The organism is Desulfoluna butyratoxydans, from assembly GCF_900699765.1.
Lineage (GTDB): Bacteria > Desulfobacterota > Desulfobacteria > Desulfobacterales > Desulfolunaceae > Desulfoluna > Desulfoluna butyratoxydans.
Genome location: NZ_CAADHO010000009.1, coordinates 95,427 through 116,033, shown reverse-complemented (window position 1 = coordinate 116,033; position 20,607 = coordinate 95,427). Strand labels below are relative to the sequence as shown.

Below are 20,607 nucleotides of genomic sequence, written 5' to 3'. Positions count from 1 at the left end.
AGGTGTATACCTGATTCGATTATTTGAGAAAGAAGAAAACAGAGCCCATGCCCGGCCCGTAAACCCAACCCTGGGATGGAAAAAGCCCCCCGGATCGCCCACAGGAAGACACATGAACATTACCTGCGCCCATTGCTCAAAAACCTACCGGATCAGCGACGACCTTGTTCACCAGATCTGCCGTATTCAATTGATGTGCACCGCCTGCGGAAGCGCCATCGCCATTGAACCCCAGATCCTCTCCGAAGAAGCCCTCCAGGCCCATCCGTCAGGGGCGGCCCTCCGGCAGGAGGTGGTGGAGAATCTCAAAAAACTCTACCCCATGCCCCACATCCTTCTCAAAGCACGCACGCTGCTTTCCGGGCAAAAAAACTTCAAGGAACTCGAGCACCTGCTCAACACGGACCCTGCCCTGGCCGGACGCGTCCTGAAAATCGCCAACTCGGCCTACTACGGCATGAGCGGCAAGGTCTCCTCCATCCAGATGGCGGCCACTGTGCTGGGAACAGACACCCTGCTCCAGATCATCACCCTGGTGGGATACTCCAAAATGCTTGGCCGCACCCTTGAAGGATACGGCCTGGACTCGGGTGAACTCTGGAAACACTCCCTTGCCGTGGCAATCTGTGCAAGGCTCATCGAAGAGACCCTCCAGGCAAAAAACGGTGATGACGCCTTTCTGGCCGGATTGATGCACGACGCGGGAAAAATCATCCTGGACACCTATATTCAGGACAGGCAGCAGCTGTTCTCCAGGTACACCCACCTCACCCACGCATCCACAACCGCCACGGAAGAAAAAATCCTGGAGTTTACCCATGCCGACATCGGGGGAGAACTCTGCAGGAAATGGAATCTCCCGGAAACCATGGCCACGGCCATCCAATACCATCACACCCCGGCAGACTCCGGCGGCAATCGACTGGCCTACGTTCTCAACCTCGCAGACCACATGGCAAAAGGCCTTTCAACGGCAGTCGACGAGCCGCCCGACCACTTGAAAGAGACCTTGGCTTACCTGCCCATCCCGGAGATCGCCTTAAAGGACCTGTCCCGCAAAGCACAGGACGCCCTTGAGAGCCTGGAAGAAGATACGTATTAAGCGTAAGGCGACAGGTAAAACAGGAGACGAAGCAAAGGAGAATCTGAAACACCGGTACAAAACGGGAGGTTCAACACAAAAAGGGAGAAAAAAAGGAAAACGTTCAGTGAACGTCTGAGGAAGGAATGGAGAGAAGAAGAAAAATGGCGTCCCCAAGGGGATTTGAACCCCTGTCGCCGGCGTGAAAGGCCGGTGTCCTGGACCAGGCTAGACGATGGGGACGCAATATTTTTCTTCCTTCAAGGTTCTGGCGGGAGTGACGAGACTCGAACTCGCGGCCTCCAGCGTGACAGGCTGGCGTTCTAACCAAACTGAACTACACCCCCGTAACCTTGAAAGGGGTTGTCGGGTGGTGCCCAGGGGCGGAATCGAACCACCGACACGGGGATTTTCAGTCCCCTGCTCTACCGACTGAGCTACCTGGGCGCACCAAACGAGAACAGGTTCTAAAGAAATCCGTCGGACGTGTCAACCAAAAATTACATGATGGGCAAAAAAGAATCCTACGGCTCCGGGCCCCAGCCCGCCCGGTGTCTGCATCATTTTGTGCTGGGCAGGCCAAGGTTGTCGTAGGTGAGCTTTGACGGGTTGTTCGAGATGCCGTTTTGAAACGGATACTTGGCCAGAGAATCCCGAAACGCCGCCACCACACCGCCGCTGGGGGCAATGAGCCACATGTTGTCCGCCATCCAGCGGATATACATGCCGGCCTCCTTGGGTGCGGTTTCATAGGGATCGGCCTTCAGGTTCACAATCTCCGGCAGGGCCGACGTTCTGCGCCACGCGCTGAACTGGTTCCCCGTCTCCAGGGAAAAATTCAGCTTCCAGTCCCGCCAGCGAACAGCGTTGAGTTCCCCGGAGGAAGAAAAGTACAAAAACGATTCCCGGGGCGGCTTCTTGGCTTCACCTGAAAAGAAGGGCAGGAAGTTGTACCCGTCCGGATGGATCTTCCACTTTTTCCCGTTGGCCTTGTGGCCTTTTTTCAACTTGGCGACAATATCCGGCTCTCCGGCGGCGGCCAGCAAGGTGGGCATCCAGTCCTCATGGGACATGAGGGCGTTGATCTTTGTCCCCGGCTTGATGACACCGGGCCAGCGGCACACAATGGGTGCGCGGAAGCCTCCTTCGTTTGTGGTGCCCTTCTCCCCGTTAAACGGATTGGTGGCTCCGTCCGGCCAGGCCACCTTCTGGGCTCCGTTGTCCGTGGAGTAGATGACGATGGTGTTGTCCGCAATGCCGAGTTCATCGAGCTTATCGAGCAAGGTGCCGATGTGGGTGTCGTGCTCGGTCATGCCGTCGGCAAAGACACTGACGCCTGTGATGCCGCGGTATTTTTCCTGAAGGCGGGTCCACACATGCATCCTCGTGGCGTTGTGCCACACAAAAAAGGGCTTCCCTGCCTTGTGGGATCGCTCGATAAAATCAAGGGACCCGGCAAGAAGCTCTTCATCCACGGTCTCCATGCGCTTTCTCGTCAGCGGCCCCGTATCCTCTATTTTGCCGTCGGCCGTGGACTTGATCACCCCCCTCGGCCCGAATTTCTCGTGGAATTCCTTCTCCTTGGGATAATAGTAGGTCTCCGGTTCCTCTTCGGCGTTCAGGTGATAGAGGTTGCCGAAGAATTCATCAAACCCGTGGTTGGTGGGAAGGTGAACGTCCTGATCCCCCAGGTGATTCTTACCAAACTGCCCCGTCGCATACCCCTTGTCCTTCAACAGATCGGCAATGGTCGGTGACCAATCGGGAATGCCATGGGTTGAGCCGGGCAGGCCAATGGATAGCAGACCGGTTCGAAAGGGGCTTTGCCCCAGAATAAACGCCGCCCTGCCGGCAGTACAGGATTGCTGGGCATAATAATCCGTAAACAGGGCCCCTTCACTGGCGATGCGGTCGATGTTGGGGGTCCGGTACCCCATGATCCCGTGACTGTAGGCACTGATGTTGGTCTGCCCCACATCGTCCCCCCAGATCACCAGGATATTGGGCGGTTTTGTTTCAGCAAGCCCATGCCCGCCAAAGCCCAGAACCAGCATCAGAAGAAAAGCTACGTGTCTAATGTTCATTGGAGGCCTCCATCGCGTCGAGTTTTTTCAGCATGACCACCCCTGCGGCCGCAAAGAGAAATTCAAGGACCATGTAGAGAAAAAGGAGCCAGTGGGGCATACCGTCTACGATCAGGCTCAGTGCCCTGCCCAGGGCCAGCCCGGCCATGAACACCACCAGGGTGTAAAGGGCGGGACGGGTAAGGGCTTTGTTCCGGGCCCCCATGACCCAGAACACGACAAACCCGAAGTAAAGGCACATGACAGCCCGGAATATGTGCGTCAGGTTGACGCCCTGAACCGGTATATCAAACAAAAGTCTCATGCTGGCCTCGGGGGCGACCCCGTAAGACAAGGCAATGGGGGTCAGGCCCGCTGCGGCCACAATCAAAAAAATCTGAGCCATATTCATGTCCCGTTCTCCTTACTGCCATGTACAAAAAACATGGAAAGAGATTGAAGCGTGCGGCCCCGCCTGAACAACGGCGCCGTAAATACCTGGAATAATATGAATACGCCAACCCTTGACTCCGAATGGTCGAGGGCACAGGCTACACGTATACCGGCGTGCTTGGTCTGAAAGGCTCTGCAAAGTAGAAGGCACAGACCCTAAGGATCCGACGGAAAATCCTGTTCCGTCATCGCGGCCTGAAAAGGGGTGTGGTTCCGGTGCGAAAATAACCGTACCGAAGGTAACGCGGAAAAGCGGCACCGATGACCCGGTGCCGACGTTTTACATCATCATGATATCAACCAGTTGTTTTGTCAAGGAAATCAACAAGGAGCCCGAGGGCAACGGTTTCCCCTCTCAACCGCCTCTTTGATCACGAACGAATTAGCAGCCATTTTCCCCGAAGTGTTCTGAAAACGTTTTAAAACATCATGTGATCAGTGGGCCCGGCAAGGCTCTCTGCCTACTTTCAACAACATTATTAAGGCATAGGGGAAAGAAGCTGATCCGTCCCAAACCGAACATATTTTTGCGGGTAAACAAAATAAGAGGGACCGCCTCCATTTTGGTTTTGCACGTGCTCCACAGGCAGTGTGAACCGTGAATTCATCCCTGTCTCCCGCACTTGTTCCACCCATTCCCACGCATCACTCGAAGCAAGCCCCCCCTCAACCAACGATTCATATAGCAAGACATACTCCTGTCGTAAATCCGTTGCAAAGGTCAAGGGATCGTCTGACCCGATGCACAGGGCCACGGAAGGCCCGTCGCTTTTATCAACAGGCGATTTCAACCGCCAAAAGGGGTGGTGGGCAAGGTCTGTAAGATTGCCGATCAACAAATTTGAGGTGGGATTAACCTCCACCACGATGCCTTCGGACGCCACCTTTTCCCGGATGTATTTCTGCAACTGTTGCATGGGCTCCACCTCGGGTCCCAGATGGACCCATTCGGTTTCATGTCCCCTATCAAAACAGAGCTTGCAGGTCAGGTAATGAAACAAAAAAACAAGACGTTCTATTTTGCTCTTGTCTTTTTTATCTGGGACCCGGATTTTTTCGCACTCAGGGTACCCAACATTTTTCATCATCTGCTCGTCGTGGAGGTCGTCGAGCAACAATGCCATCTCATAGGGCGTTTTGCTCTCAGGGAAGATCTTCGTCGAGAGACGCGCAATCTCCCGTTCAAGAAACGAGCTGCGCGAGCCGGGACACGGGAGTTGGCCAGTGCTATAACGCCCCCACTCCCACACCAGGTCGAAGAGCCGGTCCTCACGAGTCATGACCACCCGGTCCTTTTTGGCGACCCAGGCTTCGGGATCAGTCCCCAGGGCCATCCCATGGCCAATGCGATCCCCAGGCCCCAGGTCAAAATAACGAAGCGTCTCTTCCACGCGCCGGAGCCCGCCCAAAAGATGCACAAAATCTTCCCCCGTATGGATGGTCGTTCGCAACGGGGGAACCTCTTTTCCATAGGCGGACCGCAGATAGATGGACGTTTCGTTTCCGGCGTCCCGAATATACCGAAAAATCGGAACAAAGACCCAGGACGGCACTCCAAGCTCGTCCGTGCAGATATCCATGCCCCGAATAAGTTGCAGGGAAAAGGGAAACCGAACAAGGGTCCTGGCCAGGGTCATACCCCTCTGCCTTTGTTGACGGTAGTACCCAGAATAACGACTCCGTCGCGTCTCGTTCATCGGTGCAGGGTCGGCGTGAGTACCCTTCCAATTGCCATGGGGAATCCCTTTGACAGCCTCCTTGCCCCGCGCCTTGGCAAAATGGATGACAAGGCCGAATTCGGGAGGGCCTTCCCGCCCGGATGCGGCTGCCATGCCATTGACGGCTGTGACGCACCCCTTCAATAGGCTGAGCATCGCCCGGACCGAGTCCTTGGGAACCGTCCGCACCTCAAGGGACCGCAGGCCTTTGCCAAAACCGCAACTCTGCGCGGCAAACCTTACGGCCAAAGCCCCAGACGCCCAGTCACGGCCCGGCTTGTTCCGACCGTAGTGCCTCACGAACCACAGCAACCCGGGGGTCATGGGACGTTGGACAACATGACGGTAATAGATACACCGAAGCCTCAGAACCTGAAAAAAAAGGCGTGAAAAGAGAGGGTCCGGTTTAGCTGAGTCCTTGAGGTACTGCACCCCTCGTTGAACAAAAAGAATCTCAGGCGAAGGGTCCCTGCCCGGAGAATACATCATAAATCTGGCAATGGGGTCCCACAGGAAGAGACGCTCCGGATCGGTCGGAAGGCGGGACGGTGTCCCTCCCCACCCCAGTTGCCTGTAAAGTTCGCTCCAGAAGCTCTCGACAAAACCAAAGGCCCCCTTGCGCCCAAAAGACATCTCCCGAAGAAGCAAAGCCACCCTGTCCCGGCCCATTATCCCGTATTCACCCATGAGCCCCGGTAAGAAGAGCCTCTCCAGCCACGCCAAAAATGTTACCGAACGCGCGGTACCGCGACTGAATAAAAAACGGGCCAAGAGGATCCGCACCAGAGCCCCCCGCAGCAACCACGGGGACAGCCCCCTCCCCTCGCCAAATTCCGCGCCAGGGCTTTTGAAAAGGTTCTCTGGAAGCCCCCATTGGGCCAAACGGTGAAGGGTCAGTACCCAAAACTCGGGAAAGGCCATGGCCCCACCCAAGTGCAGGTGGGGCTCGGCGACCCCTTTGTCCCGAAGCATGGTAAGGATCTGTGGGGCAAGGAACCCTACCTCACACGGGGGCCCACCCTCCGCCTTCAACGCCCCCAAGAACATATCCACGGGAAAGGCAAAAGAAAACCAGCGAAGGGTCGTGTTCAACCGAGTTCGAAACTCCCCGTGGTAATTGGAAGCCACCGAATCTGATGGACTGACGAACCGAGGTTCGGCCCGTTGACCCACCGGATTTAAAAAGGCCTCTGCAATGCGGGCGAGGTAGGTGTGCAGCCCCTGTTTCTCCTGACTCCCTTCACGTTCGCCATACCAGAACTGATCCCGGATCCCCACCACCATGTCTACGGAGACATCCGGTGCCATCCTCAAAATATGCTTTTCCGCGTCACGCCACAAACGCTGCTGAGCATTGCTCTTCAACCTGGGGTCCAGATCATCCACAGGGCTCGTGAAGGAGCAGACCGAGGCAAGGGGAAACGCCAGGATCTCAGACAAGAGATAATCCACCACAAGAGCGGAGTTAAAACGGTTCTCGTTGGATACCGACATACGCGGGCCCTCCTTGGCAAGGCATGCAAGGTTTCAGACAGAACACCACCCACCATCGGGCAAAACGTTATGGATGTCGTCAACCCCTAAAGCAGAGCTCACAGAGAAGGAGAGCACTCCCCACCCCCTTTAATCCTTAAGAATACGTCCAACTTCCTTGCCTGCGCCTTCCGTTCAAGATCCGGCAGAGAAGAGGCCCGAACTATATCTTCGTAAAAGGGAGAGAAATCCCTATCGACCAACCTTTCCCGGTGGGTCGCAATGGACGAAGCAAAAGATCGCCGAATCGGTTTATAAATAAACCGGAGTTCACCAAAGAGGCCCTGATCAAAAAAGCGTGCAGCCGTTTTAGCCCTCCGCGCCCTCACCTCAGCAACCATATCCGGTTCCAGAAGGATCTCTTTGATGATGTGTGGCGCTTCATCCAGACATCCCGAACTGCCGTTACCATTACCTCTATTACCGACATCACCAACGGAATTGAGCTTATCCAAAAATGCTTCCCATTCCTCTTTCTTCCCACCGGACTCCGGTGCCATAAGGCACACGATCCCTGCCAACCAGGAACGAATTAGAGTCTCCCTGCGCCCGTGGATGTATCCACAAGGACAGCCATCCTCTTGTCTTGATTTCTTTTCTTTGTCGACACAAAGTAATTCGTTTATCTCATCCAAAATCTCGTTCATCAGATTTTTCGGGGCAAAGTGTTTCTTCCAAACCTCTTCGATGTCCTTGGCGGTCTCGGATTCATTGGTATTTCTTAGTCTTCCGGCCACATCGGGCAAAAAAACAAGGACATGCGTTTTGATGAATTTTACCAATTCGAGATACTCTCCATCTTCTGTCCTTGAATTGCCTCCGCCCGTTTGCTCGCTGCAGAAGTTATTCTGCTTTTCCAATTCCTTATAGTAGCCTGAAAGTATTTTTTTTCTGCATCCTTCCTCTACATTCGCGAACAGGACCTTCCATGACGCACCACGTTCACATTTTAAATAATCTATCAGGCTCTCTTTTGTATGGTTCCCCTGCCGTAAGTGGTACAATGTTAGAGAGGCAAGAGGAACAAGTTCAGCTTTTTTCTCCTTCCCGGAAAAAATCCCGCATCCGATCTTTACCCACAGATACTTCAAATAAAGGTTAAAGGGCTCCTTTCCCTTCGATATCAAATCCTCAATGGCGTACTTGGTCTCTTTTTCCTCCATCCACTCCCACACCTGCGCCCAGCAGCGGCTGAAGAGATCATGGGCCCAGAGGCTCCGCAACGGTGGGAGCGGCCACGGCACCTTGACCCCGGTTCCGTTGCCACCCGGCCACAGGCCATGGGCCCAATCAGGCGGGTCCAGCTTTTTCATCAGACTCCTGCCCACGATGCCGCTGGGCTCGGCCAGGACCAGGTGGTCGTGGAGAAACATCAGGGCAGCCTTGGCACGGGATGAAAGGGTGACAGTATGGGGAGACGGATTGAAGGGGCACGCCTCCACAGTTGCCGACACCCGCCAACTCTTGGGCTGGGTCACGACCACCTGCCCCGGAGTACTCGGGTTCGAAAAATGAATTCGGGGCCCGGTGATCTGGTCGATTTCCAAACAATGCGTATCGAGTTGGAGCTTTCCGTAGCAGTCCTCCTGGATGGCCCCCATAACCGTGTCGCAAAGCTCCTTGGAAAAAAACTCACCGTCGTTTGCGCTCTGCAAAAAAAGCTCCCTGGCAATCTCCCTGACGCAGGCGACCCAAAATTTTTTGCTGTCGGAATTTTGAGTTCCCTTTTCGTTCTCTTTTTCCTTCTTCTTCTGAACATATCCATCCAGCATCCGCCACATGTCATGGGCATGCCGATGATTCATTTTAAAAAGGACAGGCCCAGTGTACACCATGTCCTCTCGGGTCCTTTTTTCCAGTGTCAAGGAGGCGGGCGACGTTGCTTTCAGGGCCTTTCGCTCATCAAAGACAAGGCCCCTGACTTCGATATCAAAAAAAGCCTTTAGGCTCTTTACATTATACCCGGCCACATATTGATCCCTTTGTTTACCGTCATCTCCACGATCCCCTCCGGGGATCGTGTTGATTTCAAAGGGAATCGCCCCCAGCATCTCCCCAATCGTCTTTTCCTTGCCGCTATCATCGTCTGGTTCTTCAGTAGCCTCACCTTTGGTCGACGATTCCTCACATTCTTGAGAGCTGTCCATGGCCCGATCTTGAGAAAACTGAAACACCTCGTCCCAATCCATGGGATCCAGCTTCACGGTATGAGATTTGGGGAACAACTTGCGCATGGCACTGGAGGAACTTTCATGGGCCATACGCCCCACAATGGAGTGCGCGGAGCTGCTGCCCCAATCCACCGGGTCGTTGGTGCGTTCGTTGATATGAAGAAGCTGATCCCTGGCGTCGAGGTTGAACACATCCTCGGCAACCTCGATGTCCCCGGCCACTAAAGTGAAGAGCTGAGGCTCGGAGATGAGGCGGATGAGCTTGATCAGCTTGACGCTGATCCGGGGGTTTAAATCGAAATCGTCCAAGGGTAGCACAAAAAGGTATTTTTTGTCTGAGCATGGAGAAAAATGATGTTCGGTTAATCCTCTGAGAACGTTACTAAACTCTTCCATGGTTTTTAAGCGCGCACGCTCGGTATCCAAGACATCGCTGATGTAAGAGTCGGGGTCCATCCTGGCAGCATGCTGGGCCAAGTTTCCGTGCCATGCCTTGACAGCATTTTTTTCGAACCGCCGAAATCTCTCACGTGCATTTTCCGAATGGTCTCCCCCGCTGTAAAACATGGGCGGATAGGGCGGGGCACCCTCCCCTTTCAAAGCCACTTGTTCATCAAACCAATTCAGAGCCTCGTTGACCCGTGCCAGAATGGACGCCATCATGTAATCCGGGGTCGGCAGGCTGTCCATCTCAATGGGACGCAGCCAAATGATTTGAGGTGTTAAGCAGCCCAACGCCTTGCGGAGCTTGTAATCCATTTTCGTATCGCCCCCACTATTCGTTTTTTCGCCCTCCCTGCTATTCATCAATGAATAAATCAGGGAGGTCTTTCCGCTGCCCCTACCACCGGAGAGAAACGCCATACGGTTGACATTATCCTTCTTGGGCCGAAAGCCCCGTTGTTTAGATTTGTCGCAGCCCGTAAATTTCTGGTTCGCTGAATTCAATTTATCCACCGCACTCTTCATTAACCCTACGATGGACGCGAACGCCTCTTGCTGGCTGTGGGAAAGTTTTTCAAAGGAGTAGACTTGGGCTTCGGGTCTCAAACCGGGGAATTGCATCGTTATCCTCCATGATAGGCCATTGGGTTGATGGGATCGATGCCCGATTAGCTGATGATCGAAAGCATCGGCCACGGGAAACCCGTGCGATAGATAACAGGCTTACATGACAGGTCTGACGGAAAAATCGGAAAAAGTAAGGATCGTAGAAATGATAACCGCTGTGATGGAACCATCGTTCATCTCAAAAGGCAAATAAAACATACCACCTAAAACACCATAAGAATTTCAATATATCTTAACATTTTAGCCAAAGAATTAGAACAAATTATTTATCCCTTTCAACAGCGCAGTTAAAAAAGATCTATCGCCAGTCCTCAACAAAAATTGCATAATGCCCTGAGTCAATAATCAAGCTGTCTGCCTACTACAACACGTCACCCAAGTTCCATGGAGGACACCCATGCCCCGTCTCATTCGTTTTTTTATCATCCTTTTCTGCGCCACCCTGCTCTGCGGGTGCCCGGGCAAACCGGAACCCCAGGAGCCTCCCCATAACGTGACACAGGAGACCGGAATGGCGGCTCCCGACCAGGAACATGGTCATGTCTTTGATGTGGAGGGGCTGGTGGTTTACAAGGAGATCGAAGGCGGGTTTTTCGCCATACAGGCAAAGGACGGCAAAACATACGATCCCGTCAACCTGCCCGAGACCTTTCGGAAAGACGGGCTCAGGGTCAGGCTGACGGCGCGAAAAAAAGAAGACATGGCCGGTATTCACATGCACGGAACGATCATCGAAATCGTGGATATCAGCATCGCACCGGAGTAATGGAAAAAACGGGTGAGGCACCGTTGGCCCGGGGCCTCACCCGCCCATAGATCAAAACCGGACGGCCGACACCTTACCTTCAAGATGGTCCGCAAGGCCTTTCAAGGCATCGACATTGCCGCCCACCAGGGTGCTGGAGTTCAGCATCTCCCTTGCCGCCTGGTCCACCTCGCTGATGTCGTGGGCGATCTCCCCGGACACCGCAGCGCTCTGGGAGATGCTCTCCTTGATCTCCTCGGTCCCCATGGAGGCCTGGGAAATGTTGCCGGCAATCTCTTTGCTTGTAACGGACTGCTCTTCAATGGCCGAGGCAATGGTTGTCACCAGCTCATTAAGTCGGTCGATGATATCGGAAATCCCCTGAATTTCGTTAATGGCGTCAACGGTGGCGCCCTGGATTCCGTCAACCTGGCCTTTGATTTCCAGGGTTGCATTGGAGGTTTCTACGGCCAGGCTTTTGATCTCTCCGGCAACCACGGCAAACCCTTTGCCGGCCTCTCCGGCCCTCGCCGCTTCAATGGTGGCGTTTAGCGCCAGGAGGTTGGTCTGCTGGGATATTTCGTTGATGGTCTCCGTCACCTTGCTTATTTCGTTTGCGGACCTGCCCAGGGTGTCGACCTTGGCCGAGGCCTGCTTGGAGAGAGCCACCGCTTCATCGTTGATATTCCTTGCCGTTGAGGTGTTCAAGGCGATTTCATTGATGGTGGAGGTCATCTCCTCAAGGGCTGCTGCCACCATGTTGATGTTGGAGGCTGCCTGCTCCGTTGCCGCGGAAACGGATGTCATGTTGACGTTCATCTCTTCTGCTGCGGCCGCCACCGTATTGGACCGATCCGAGGTCTGGGCGGAGCCGGAGACCATCTGCCCCGAGATATCGGTCAACTCCGTGGCAGATGCGGTGAGGGTATGAACCCCGGAGTTGATATCGGTAAACAACTCCCGCAGACTGGCCGCCATGATTTCCATGTCCTTGTATACCCCTTGGATTTTATCCTTCCCGTTCCGATCAAATGCCACCAACAAATCTCCGTTGGCAATGCTGTGGGCCACCTCGGCAATCTGGGCAGGGTCGCAGCCCAGCTGGGAAAGAACGCTTCGGGTCAGAAAAATCACCACAGCGATCCCCGCCACCAGCGCCGCAAGACTCAGGACCGCGATAAATGTCTGGCCTTTGCGGTTGGATGCCTGAAGCCTGGGACCGATTTGATCCTGAACGCCCTTGATGTCCAGCTTGATCTCCTCGATGGATAAGGCCACCACAGGGCCGATCCGGTCCAGAACCCCCGTAACAATGGCATCCCTTTTCGCCTGAATTGCCTGGGCCCTGGCATGACCGTCCATATAGAGCCCAAGATTATCGCCGATGGCGGACACCGCTGTTTTCTGGGATTCGTCCGTAACAAGGCGCCCCAAGGCATCCAGGGCATCTTTCATGGATGCAAACTCGGCGGTCACCTGCCGGGCATCGTCGTCAGAATGGGTGGTGAAAAAGCGCCCTTCGTAAACCTGGGCAGCCAGCAAGTGCTTCATGGCGTTGCCGGCATGGTAGACGGCACTGGCGGCGTTGTTTCCTTCCGCAGCATCCATGACCCCGGCAAGAAGAGCCTCCACCTTGGGGCCATAGACGTTCAAAGACTCCTTCTCCAGACGGTGAAACGCTTCGGTGAGCGACACAACCTCGCCAAAGGCCTGGTGGTATCGTTCCACGTCTTTTTTTATCTGGGCAATTTTGGCGGCGCGCTCGGGATGTTCGATATCCTGGCCCGCCCTTTCAAGAAAGGCATACATTTTCTTGTAGTACGCCTGAAACTCTTCCCGATCCGATTCGCTTCCATTGATGAGGTACCCTTTGACGCTCATCCGGGCCATCAGCATATTGGCCTGAACACGCCCGGACAGGTTTGTATCGCGAGCCATGTCGCGATAGCTGGCAAACCCCTGGGAAGAGGTTCTCAATTTTGAAATCCCCAAAAGGGATGTAAACGCAAGCAGGGTTAAAATGGTTGCAAATCCAAGGGTGAGTTTGGTTCGAAGTGTCATTTTCTTTACCATAGCCATCGTATCAACATATCCTTCGCAAAATATTTATCAGCGTCCCTGCTTTTGCATGAAAACCCAAAGGGGGCTCTCCGGCACACGGGTCACTGCGTTCAGCGTATACATTCTGTTCAACCACATGAAATCAGGGCCGGGCATTTGCCACTGCCTTGGCAAAAAGAGCCGTTCTTTCTCCCGGCAATCCTTTCGTCAAAAGCCATGCATCAAAAATCCCCAAAACGATTGTGACATCGGTAAACAACAACGTGTCGAACGGGGTGGACATCATCTTCACCCAAGTCCCCGTTCCCCCAATGATCAACATGGCGGCGGCCCTGGAAGGCGTCCCCCCCTCGGGCCATTGGAAGTCCGTGCTCCCGCCGCACTGGTGATGGATCTGCTCTTTTCAACATCCATGCCAACCAGCAAAACCCCATGCCCGACGGACGATGAGAAGCGCTGGCCGTGACATCCCAAAGCAAAGGAAAAAATGGAAATTTACTTCTTAAAATCAAAATTCAGCAACGTCACCCCAAGAAATGACATATCGCCATTCACCTGTCTCACAACATTCCGAACAGCCAGATCTGTATCACGTTTCAAGGGACAGGCCCTTTACGGTTCAATGAAGCGAAACCCCTCACTACAAGGCGATCACGCTGCACGACCAACAAACAAGGAATCATTTCACAAGAAAATAAGCGGGCAGAAAACAAAAAAACAGTGAAGAGAAAAACAGCCGGGCACGGGCCCACATGCACAGACACTATAGGTCACCGGCACCCTGGGAACCCACGTTATCTTTCGGGTAACGGCCGGAAAATAGGTTTTGATTTCAGGCACGATATGGTAGCCTGTATCTGTTTAATTACAGGCCTTTGGCATGCCGCCACACAAAAAAGCGAAGCCTATGGCACACTCACCGGAACCGCCCTTTGAGCCAGCCCAAGCCCCCGCAATCCAACCATGACCACCCTGCTTCCTTATGTACAGGCACACCCTGCGCATGCCGAAACACCCACCCAAAAGACGCAAAGCAGCCATAGCCATGGGGCCGCCCCCATGGGTCCGTCACCGTTGTTTGAAATGCATCATCAACCGTAACGCATCCACTCAATCGGGAGAAAGGCCATGAACAGATTCATAATCGTGACAATTGTCCTCCTTGTGTCATGCCTGTCCGCCAGCATGGTTTCCGCCGGAGCCAAAGGCAAAAAAATCATCCACGACGCGGAATACGCCATCCTGGAAGCCCAGAACGGCAAGCAGTGGGCTGAAGACGACAAGGCCATCGACAAAAAACTCGCGGAGCTTCGCAAGAAAAACGGAGGCAAACCTCCCAACTTCATTTACATCCTGCTTGATGATGTCGGGTTCGGGGAAATCGGCATGGATGAGCTGAGTGTCATTCGCGGTTACAAGACACCCCATATGTCAAAACTTTCAAAGGAAGGGATGAGCCTCCAGAGGATGTACACGGAGCCGTCCTGTACGCCGACTCGCGTGGCCATGATGACAGGCCGCTACCCCACGCGGACGGGGACCACCGAGGCCAAGGCCACCCTTGCAGGGGACGGACTGAACGCCGAAGAGATCACCATTGCCGAAGTCCTTAAGGACGCGGGGTATTTCACCTCCCATGTGGGCAAATGGCACCTGGGTGATATTGAGCAGGCATACGCCAACAACCAGGGATTCATGCATGCGGAGTTCCCCATCCATCAACAGGGACAGCTGGCCATTATGGGGCGGGACATGGAAACGGTGGACATTATCCGCGGCGTGGACCCAAGTCGGCAAAAGCAGACCTTTACCCTGGACAAGCTGTTTGTCCCGGACCCCGCACACATGGTGACAGGGGTGGAGCTGCGCGACGGAAAGCTCTACGAAGTGGATTTGAAAGAAGGTGAGGAGTGGAACCAGAAAAAATACCGGGAAATGAACGAGCGATACCAAAAACACGCCTTGTCTCAACTGCGCACCCTTGCCGGACAGAACAAGCCATTCTTCCTCAATTACTGGCCGCTCTTCCCCCTCTCCTTTGTTCAGGAATTCAGGAGTGAATACAACACCCTCAACGGCGGGACCATGGCGGACATCCTCGTTGAAGTGGATGAGTGGATTGGCGATATCATCCAAGAAGTGGACAAACTGGGCATTGCAGAAAACACCGTCATCATCGTCATGGGCGACAACGGCCCCTTCTTAGCTTACGAAGGGCCCACCGGCCAGAGCGACCGCATCTATCGCGGCGGCAAAACCGACCACCTGGAAGGGGGCGTACGCGTCAATGCCTGGGTCAAGTGGAAAGGGGTGATTGAAGCCGGAAGCTTTGCCGGGGACATCTTCCACGTCAGTGACCTGTTCACAACCCTTGCCCGCCTGGGCAATGCCATGGACGGCGTGCCAAGGGACAGGGTCATCGACGGGGTGGACCAGACCGGGATCCTGCTTTTGGGAGAGGGCCACGGACGCCGCGACTATGTCCATATTTATGAAGGACCTACGCTGAAATCGGTAGTCAAGAACAAATACAAGATGCACCTTCCCGCCCCGGGCGATAACCCCATCGCCGCCCCCATCTTCGACCTCTACCGGGATCCCCGGGAAAAACGCCCCATGGACGCCATCAAATACGGCCCTTGGGCAGGGGGACAGTTCGCCGGTATGGTAAAGCGCCACATGGCGTTGAAACAGAAGTACCCGGATAGGCCTCCCGTTTTTGACATTCCATACAAAGGAATTGAAAACCTCAGGCCCGAAACCCAGAAATTGCTTGAAGTCTTCATGCTCGGGCTTCCCCAGAAAAAATAGCCTCCCAAATTCATTCAACCTGCCACGGACACGCCGTTTTTCTGTGGCAGGTTTCGGGCAAGGGGCAACGCAAAAACAAAGCAAAATAAAATAAGCCCCCGGCAACCCTGCCGGGGGCTTATTTTTTGAAAAAAGGAAGTAACAATTCAGCTCAAAAAAAACAGCCTCCGGCGGCAAGGTGTGCCACCTTGAAAGCAGATAGCAGATGTGCTCTGACCCTCGTTCCTCGGGTCAAATCACATCCGCCTTTAAAGTAAAAATTCACTCAAAAAGATTTTTTAAAGCCTGTTTATTAAACTTTTTAAAAAGTTTAGCCCCGGCAGGGCCGCCGGAGGCATAAGCTGAATAGCTACAAAAGGAACAGACAGGAGTTAAGCGTTCGAATCCACTTTTTCCGAACCGACGCCCACACGTCAGGAACCATCAGAGCACCTGCTCCCAACGTGTAGGCCAGCAAATCCATCACATCGAATGTGGAGCCGATAACAACCCTTGCGACCCTGTTGCCCTGGAGCCCAAGGACATCTACCAGGTTAAAGTACTGCCCCACCTCAACAGCCCAGGCAAAAACCAGGACCCCTGTCACCAGCTTTGCCTTGTCACAGACCAGAAAAGAGCGAAAAAAAAGGTAGAGAAGAACCACGACCAAGGCATCCCCCACAAAGGGACGAATGAACGCATCCCGGACAAACAGTGCAATCACCAACTCCACCAGAAACATACCGACAAAAAGACGTGCGTAGCGCCAATCAATTTTTAATTTCATACCCACCTGTCACGCGGATCTCTCCGCCCTCCATCGTCACTGCAAGGTCACTCCACTCTCATCAAATTCAAAGGCCCTTACGATAAAACAAAAACAGTAAAATATCAAAAAAGGATTTTTCTTATCCCACAAGTCAAGAACGACGAAACCGACATCGCAGAACCTCTTATGGTTTCGAGCGGACGGGGCGGGCAAATGGGGATGACTCGCGTAATCTGTAAAAATGAATATGAGGAAAAAGGATGTGTCGGAGGAGATAACCGGAGTGTTCCGGTCTATCAAGGGAGGTGCGGGCAAGGGACGGATTGAAGGAACGTGAGCCGAAGGAGAAAAAAACGCAGATCGAGCCGGAGCGTGAGAATGAGTCTCCGTCCCTTGCCATACAAAGGCAAGCAAAACACACATCGTAAAGCCTGCTGGGTGTGCAAAGCAGTAAATCGATAAGCAGACTATCTCACACTTCTTTTTTGATGTCCAGACGATTCAATCGCAGACCTGACATTTTTATTTACACTGGCAATAGAAAGAGTATTTAAAAGACTCTTTTTCGCCTTAAAAACAGAACCATAAAAGACAACAACTTTTTCGCAGCCCCCAAAGCACAAACAAGCAATATTAAAAAAATTCCGCACCCCCATGGCTGCAACGGCGGTCCATCACCCGGTACCCAAAAGGATGACCGGGACGGCCGGGCCAATGGCCCACACCCTAACAAAAACCAAACAATTAACCACCGGATTTATCAGATAAAAACTATTGACATGGCGAATCGATGAAATTATGGTGGGGTGTAATAACTAGTTATTAGATGCATGAAGTCGACCCGACAGGATGTCGGCAAACACCCTGTCAGGCCTAACCAGTACAACCTTTACCGGAGGTCGTCATGGCTAAACGATTTTTTACCCCACACCCACATCCATTTCAAGTCGATTTATCCTCCACCCGCGGAACCCCGCATCCTCTCAACCTGCTATACTGTCGTTACAAATGGCCAGAAAACACCGGCGTTTCAGAATAACGGGCGGCACGGCGCCCCAACGGGATACCCATTCATATTCTCCGAAAGCCCACGCACGGGCTACTCTTCTGCTGTCTCTCGACATGGCCTCACCCAAGGGGCGTTTTTCTCGTTTCACGCATGAGAACGGGGCTGAGTATTTTTTTCTAATGGTAGTCATGTTTCTTAACAAAATTTAGAATTCTTCCAGCAACCGCCCAGCTCGTCCTAAGGCAACAAAAAGAGCCAAAAGCGGGGCATTGCATGTTGCATGGCTGAACCTTCTAAATTTTCATGAATACCCAGACGCAGCGCCCTGGCCTGATCGTTTTCCCACACATAGCCGGGCCAGACGACATGACACCCTCGGCATCAGCGCGACCATCGCCAAAGGCGCACTGCCGCCCCCCGTTTCAATGCCAACAGGCAACACACCCGTGGTGCGCACTTTTTTTGGAGCGTTCCGGCGGCTCGGTTCCGCAGGGAAAGCCCGGTCTCCCCACGGGCTGCCATGCGCCGAACCCCATCGGGAGCCCGCTCTCCATGAATACGCACGTTTCCCCGGTGAGAGCCTCGTGCGCAGCCGCACAGTCCATTACGCACAATGCATCAAACAAGGAGCTCCCATGCCCTCATTCACAACCCAGACTTCAACTGTCATGTTCTCACGACCCGAAATCTCAGAACTCTGCGACGCCATCAAGGACATCCATCGCACCCTCCACGCCGTGGGCAGACTGTATTCGGAACTATGCGGCACCGAGGCCCCCGGCGGCAACGGCCTCCAGATAGACTTTAAAAAATGGGGGATTCGCACGATCACCGAAGATCTCCTCAGCCGCCAGTACGATTCCATTGATCGCATGGTTGAAATCTACAGGGAGGAGCAGGAAAAAATGAAGAACACCCGCTGACAGCATCAGCATAAGCCTGCCCAAAAAAAACCAACAATCCAACCCATGCCTCCGGCGGCCCTGCCGGGGGCATGTTTTTTGGCCAGTCATTGCCCTAAACGCCATGGCCTCCCCGCCAAGAATCAGTCATCCATTGAACCCAAACCTTTTTACGCCATGTGTTCCCTGTGCAATCATAAAAAAGCTTCGAACTAAATACATATATCGGACACCCGCCAGCCAGAAAAATACCCAAAATCATTCCACTTTTTCGACATACACACCCACAGAATGAAATTTATCCTATTGTGTTCAATGGATTTTATATGGTATGAATGGCTTCCATGATCCATTGAGTTGTAAATAAATTTCGGAAACCATTCCCTCAAAAGAGACGTCGCATAGGCGAATCAGCACGATTTGTTTTACGCCGCAGGAACCAGATGATTGAATACAGAAATGTAAGAAAAGTATACGGAAACGGCCAGGATGCCGTACCGGCCGTTCGAGACATCAGTCTGCAGATCAAACCGGGAGAAGTCGTTGTCTTTCTTGGCCCCTCCGGGTGTGGCAAGACCACCCTGCTCCGCATGACCAACAAGCTGGAAGAGATCTCCGGCGGGGACATCCTGGTGGACGGCCGCAGCATCCGCGAACTCAACCCCGTTCAGCTCAGGCGCAGCATGGGCTACGTGATCCAGCAGATCGGCCTGTTCCCCAACAAGACCATCTATGAAAACATCGCCATGATCCCCCGGGTCCTCAAATGGGACAAGGCGAAAATCGACGACCGGGTGGCCCACCTTTTAAAAATAGTCAAGCTCGACCCGGAGACCTACAGCGACAGATACCCCGCCGAACTCTCCGGCGGACAGCAGCAGCGCGTGGGTGTGGCCCGCGCCCTGGCCGCGGACCCGGACATCCTCCTGATGGACGAACCCTTCGGGGCCATCGACCCCATCAACCGCGATCAAATTCAGGATGAATTCATGCGGCTCCAGGCCCGCCTGAAAAAAACCATCGTCTTTGTCTCCCACGACATCCACGAAGCCATCAAAATGGCGGACAGAATCGCCATCTTCCGGGCCGGGCAGCTGGTACAGTTCGATACCCCGGAGATGATCCTCACCCAGCCCCGGAACAAGTTCGTCTCGGACTTTGTGGGGGCCGACCGCGCCCTCAAGGTCCTGGGGCTGATCCGCGCCCGGGAAGCCATGAACTCCTCGCCGAAAAACGTGATCCCGGCAGAGATGAAGAGCCCGGAAGCCCTGGACCGCCTTATGGAGAAAAACCGGAAGGTGGGAATTGTGGTGGAAAACGGCAAGCCCGTGGGCTACGTGACGCCCAAACTCCTGAAGTTCGAAACCGGACCGGTGACGGACGTGGCCGAGCCCTTCCAGATCTTTGTGGAAGACGACGAACCCCTTCGGGAGGTTCTCTCCTCCATGCTCATGGACACCATGGACTTTTACTGCGTGGTGGACGACAACGGCCATTTCAAGGGAACCATCACCTATCAGAACATCCAGGACAAGATCATGGAATTCTATGAAGACGACAGCAACAAGTAGGGGGCTTTTGTGAGCATCATAGACTTTATCCAACAAAACCTGGACCAGACCCTGACCCTGGGGCTCGAACACCTCTATCTGGTGTTCCTCTCCCTGTGCATCGCCATGGTCACCGGCATCCCCACGGGCATCGCCATCACCAAGAACGATGCCCTGGCCAAAAAAGTGATCGACGTGGCCAACATCCTGATGACCGTGCCCTCCATCGCCCTGTTCGGCATCATGCTGCCCATCCTGGCCCCTTACGGCCTGGGCCTGGGCAAGGTCCCTGCGGTGGTGGCCCTGGTCCTCTACAGCGAGCTGCCCATCATCCGGAACACGTACACCGCCATCAAAAACGTGGATTCCAGCCTTGTGGACGCCGGCAAAGGCATGGGCCTGACCCGCTGGCAGCTCCTCAAGGAGGTGGAGATCCCCCTGGCCGTCCCCGTGATCCTGGCCGGACTGCGCACCGCCGCCGTCATGAACATCGGCATCGCCGCCATCGCCGCCTACATCGGGGCCGGAGGCCTGGGGGTCTTTATCCAGCAGGGCATCTCCCGGTCCTATGAAGAGATGATCATCACAGGAGCCCTGGGCGTCTCCATCCTTGCCATCCTGGTGGATTCCGGCATGGCCCTCATCGAACGCCGGCTTACATCCAAGGGCCTTAAAATCGAGGCATAAGAAG

General features: G+C 54.0%; 13 protein-coding genes and 3 tRNA genes. 6 read left to right on the top strand and 10 right to left on the bottom strand.

Going from position 1 to position 20,607, the window contains the following annotated elements; translation table 11 throughout:
• Positions 1-112: 112 nt before the first annotated feature.
• The gene (locus MSL71_RS20690; protein ID WP_180144173.1) at positions 113-1,102 is read left to right on the top strand and encodes an HDOD domain-containing protein; all 990 of its coding nucleotides are present in this window, start codon (positions 113-115) and stop codon (positions 1,100-1,102) included.
• 144 nt (positions 1,103-1,246) lie between these two features.
• Here MSL71_RS20690 and MSL71_RS20685 read toward each other — a convergent pair.
• The 7 genes from MSL71_RS20685 to MSL71_RS20655 all read right to left on the bottom strand — a co-directional run bounded on the left by MSL71_RS20685 (position 1,247) and on the right by MSL71_RS20655 (position 10,084).
• Positions 1,247-1,324, bottom strand: a tRNA-Glu gene (locus tag MSL71_RS20685).
• Positions 1,325-1,350: 26 nt separating this feature from the next.
• Positions 1,351-1,428 (bottom strand) — tRNA-Asp (locus tag MSL71_RS20680).
• 24 nt (positions 1,429-1,452) lie between these two features.
• Positions 1,453-1,528, bottom strand: a tRNA-Phe gene (locus MSL71_RS20675).
• Between the two features lie 113 nt (positions 1,529-1,641).
• Positions 1,642-3,165 carry an arylsulfatase gene (locus tag MSL71_RS20670; RefSeq protein WP_180144169.1) on the bottom strand — a complete coding sequence of 508 codons (1,524 nt, stop codon included), beginning with the start codon at positions 3,163-3,165 and terminating at the stop codon, positions 1,642-1,644.
• Positions 3,155-3,556, bottom strand: a complete 402-nt coding sequence (locus MSL71_RS20665) for a DUF4345 domain-containing protein (protein WP_180144166.1) — start codon at positions 3,554-3,556, stop codon at positions 3,155-3,157. The genes MSL71_RS20670 and MSL71_RS20665 overlap by 11 nt, the downstream gene beginning before the upstream one ends.
• Positions 3,557-4,076: 520 nt before the next feature.
• Entirely contained in the window at positions 4,077-6,236 is a 2,160-nt protein-coding gene (locus MSL71_RS20660; RefSeq protein ID WP_180144164.1) for an amidohydrolase family protein, read from the bottom strand.
• 671 nt (positions 6,237-6,907) lie between these two features.
• Positions 6,908-10,084, bottom strand: coding sequence for a hypothetical protein (locus MSL71_RS20655; protein ID WP_180144162.1), 3,177 nt, complete (start codon positions 10,082-10,084; stop codon positions 6,908-6,910).
• A gap of 403 nt (positions 10,085-10,487) precedes the next feature.
• Between MSL71_RS20655 and MSL71_RS20650 the strand changes: the two genes are divergently transcribed.
• Entirely contained in the window at positions 10,488-10,856 is a 369-nt protein-coding gene (locus tag MSL71_RS20650; RefSeq protein WP_180144160.1) for a hypothetical protein, read from the top strand.
• A gap of 51 nt (positions 10,857-10,907) precedes the next feature.
• Here the strand turns inward: MSL71_RS20650 and MSL71_RS20645 are convergent, their stop codons facing one another.
• Positions 10,908-12,896, bottom strand: coding sequence for a methyl-accepting chemotaxis protein (locus tag MSL71_RS20645; protein WP_180144158.1), 1,989 nt, complete (start codon positions 12,894-12,896; stop codon positions 10,908-10,910).
• Between the two features lie 142 nt (positions 12,897-13,038).
• Entirely contained in the window at positions 13,039-13,218 is a 180-nt protein-coding gene (locus MSL71_RS20640) for a hypothetical protein (protein WP_180144156.1), read from the bottom strand.
• A gap of 806 nt (positions 13,219-14,024) precedes the next feature.
• Here MSL71_RS20640 and MSL71_RS20635 point away from each other — a divergent pair.
• The gene (locus tag MSL71_RS20635) at positions 14,025-15,707 is read left to right on the top strand and encodes a sulfatase-like hydrolase/transferase (protein WP_180144154.1); all 1,683 of its coding nucleotides are present in this window, start codon (positions 14,025-14,027) and stop codon (positions 15,705-15,707) included.
• 349 nt (positions 15,708-16,056) lie between these two features.
• Here the strand turns inward: MSL71_RS20635 and MSL71_RS20630 are convergent, their stop codons facing one another.
• Entirely contained in the window at positions 16,057-16,473 is a 417-nt protein-coding gene (locus MSL71_RS20630; protein ID WP_180144152.1) for a ribosomal maturation YjgA family protein, read from the bottom strand.
• Between the two features lie 1,626 nt (positions 16,474-18,099).
• Here MSL71_RS20630 and MSL71_RS20625 point away from each other — a divergent pair.
• The 3 genes from MSL71_RS20625 (at position 18,100) to MSL71_RS20615 (ending at position 20,603) form a co-directional block, all read left to right on the top strand.
• Complete coding sequence (locus MSL71_RS20625) at positions 18,100-18,387, top strand: hypothetical protein (protein ID WP_180144150.1); 288 nt, start codon at positions 18,100-18,102, stop codon at positions 18,385-18,387.
• A gap of 422 nt (positions 18,388-18,809) precedes the next feature.
• The gene (locus tag MSL71_RS20620; RefSeq protein ID WP_180144148.1) at positions 18,810-19,937 is read left to right on the top strand and encodes an ABC transporter ATP-binding protein; all 1,128 of its coding nucleotides are present in this window, start codon (positions 18,810-18,812) and stop codon (positions 19,935-19,937) included.
• A gap of 9 nt (positions 19,938-19,946) precedes the next feature.
• Positions 19,947-20,603 (top strand): ABC transporter permease, encoded by a 657-nt coding sequence (locus MSL71_RS20615; protein ID WP_180144146.1) that lies wholly within the window; start codon positions 19,947-19,949, stop codon positions 20,601-20,603.
• The last annotated feature ends 4 nt before the right edge of the window (positions 20,604-20,607 follow it).

Bases quoted from the DNA above. Each gene is read 5' to 3' on its own strand.
- MSL71_RS20690 (WP_180144173.1), top strand. From the start codon at position 113: ATGAACATTACCTGCGCCCATTGCTCAAAAACCTACCGGATCAGCGAC.
- MSL71_RS20670 (WP_180144169.1), bottom strand. From the start codon at position 3,165: ATGAACATTAGACACGTAGCTTTTCTTCTGATGCTGGTTCTGGGCTTT.
- MSL71_RS20665 (WP_180144166.1), bottom strand. From the start codon at position 3,556: ATGAATATGGCTCAGATTTTTTTGATTGTGGCCGCAGCGGGCCTGACC.
- MSL71_RS20660 (WP_180144164.1), bottom strand. From the start codon at position 6,236: ATGGCCTTTCCCGAGTTTTGGGTACTGACCCTTCACCGTTTGGCCCAA.
- MSL71_RS20655 (WP_180144162.1), bottom strand. From the start codon at position 10,084: ATGCAATTCCCCGGTTTGAGACCCGAAGCCCAAGTCTACTCCTTTGAA.
- MSL71_RS20650 (WP_180144160.1), top strand. From the start codon at position 10,488: ATGCCCCGTCTCATTCGTTTTTTTATCATCCTTTTCTGCGCCACCCTG.
- MSL71_RS20645 (WP_180144158.1), bottom strand. From the start codon at position 12,896: ATGACACTTCGAACCAAACTCACCCTTGGATTTGCAACCATTTTAACC.
- MSL71_RS20640 (WP_180144156.1), bottom strand. From the start codon at position 13,218: ATGTTGATCATTGGGGGAACGGGGACTTGGGTGAAGATGATGTCCACC.
- MSL71_RS20635 (WP_180144154.1), top strand. From the start codon at position 14,025: ATGAACAGATTCATAATCGTGACAATTGTCCTCCTTGTGTCATGCCTG.
- MSL71_RS20630 (WP_180144152.1), bottom strand. From the start codon at position 16,473: ATGAAATTAAAAATTGATTGGCGCTACGCACGTCTTTTTGTCGGTATG.
- MSL71_RS20625 (WP_180144150.1), top strand. From the start codon at position 18,100: ATGCCCTCATTCACAACCCAGACTTCAACTGTCATGTTCTCACGACCC.
- MSL71_RS20620 (WP_180144148.1), top strand. From the start codon at position 18,810: ATGATTGAATACAGAAATGTAAGAAAAGTATACGGAAACGGCCAGGAT.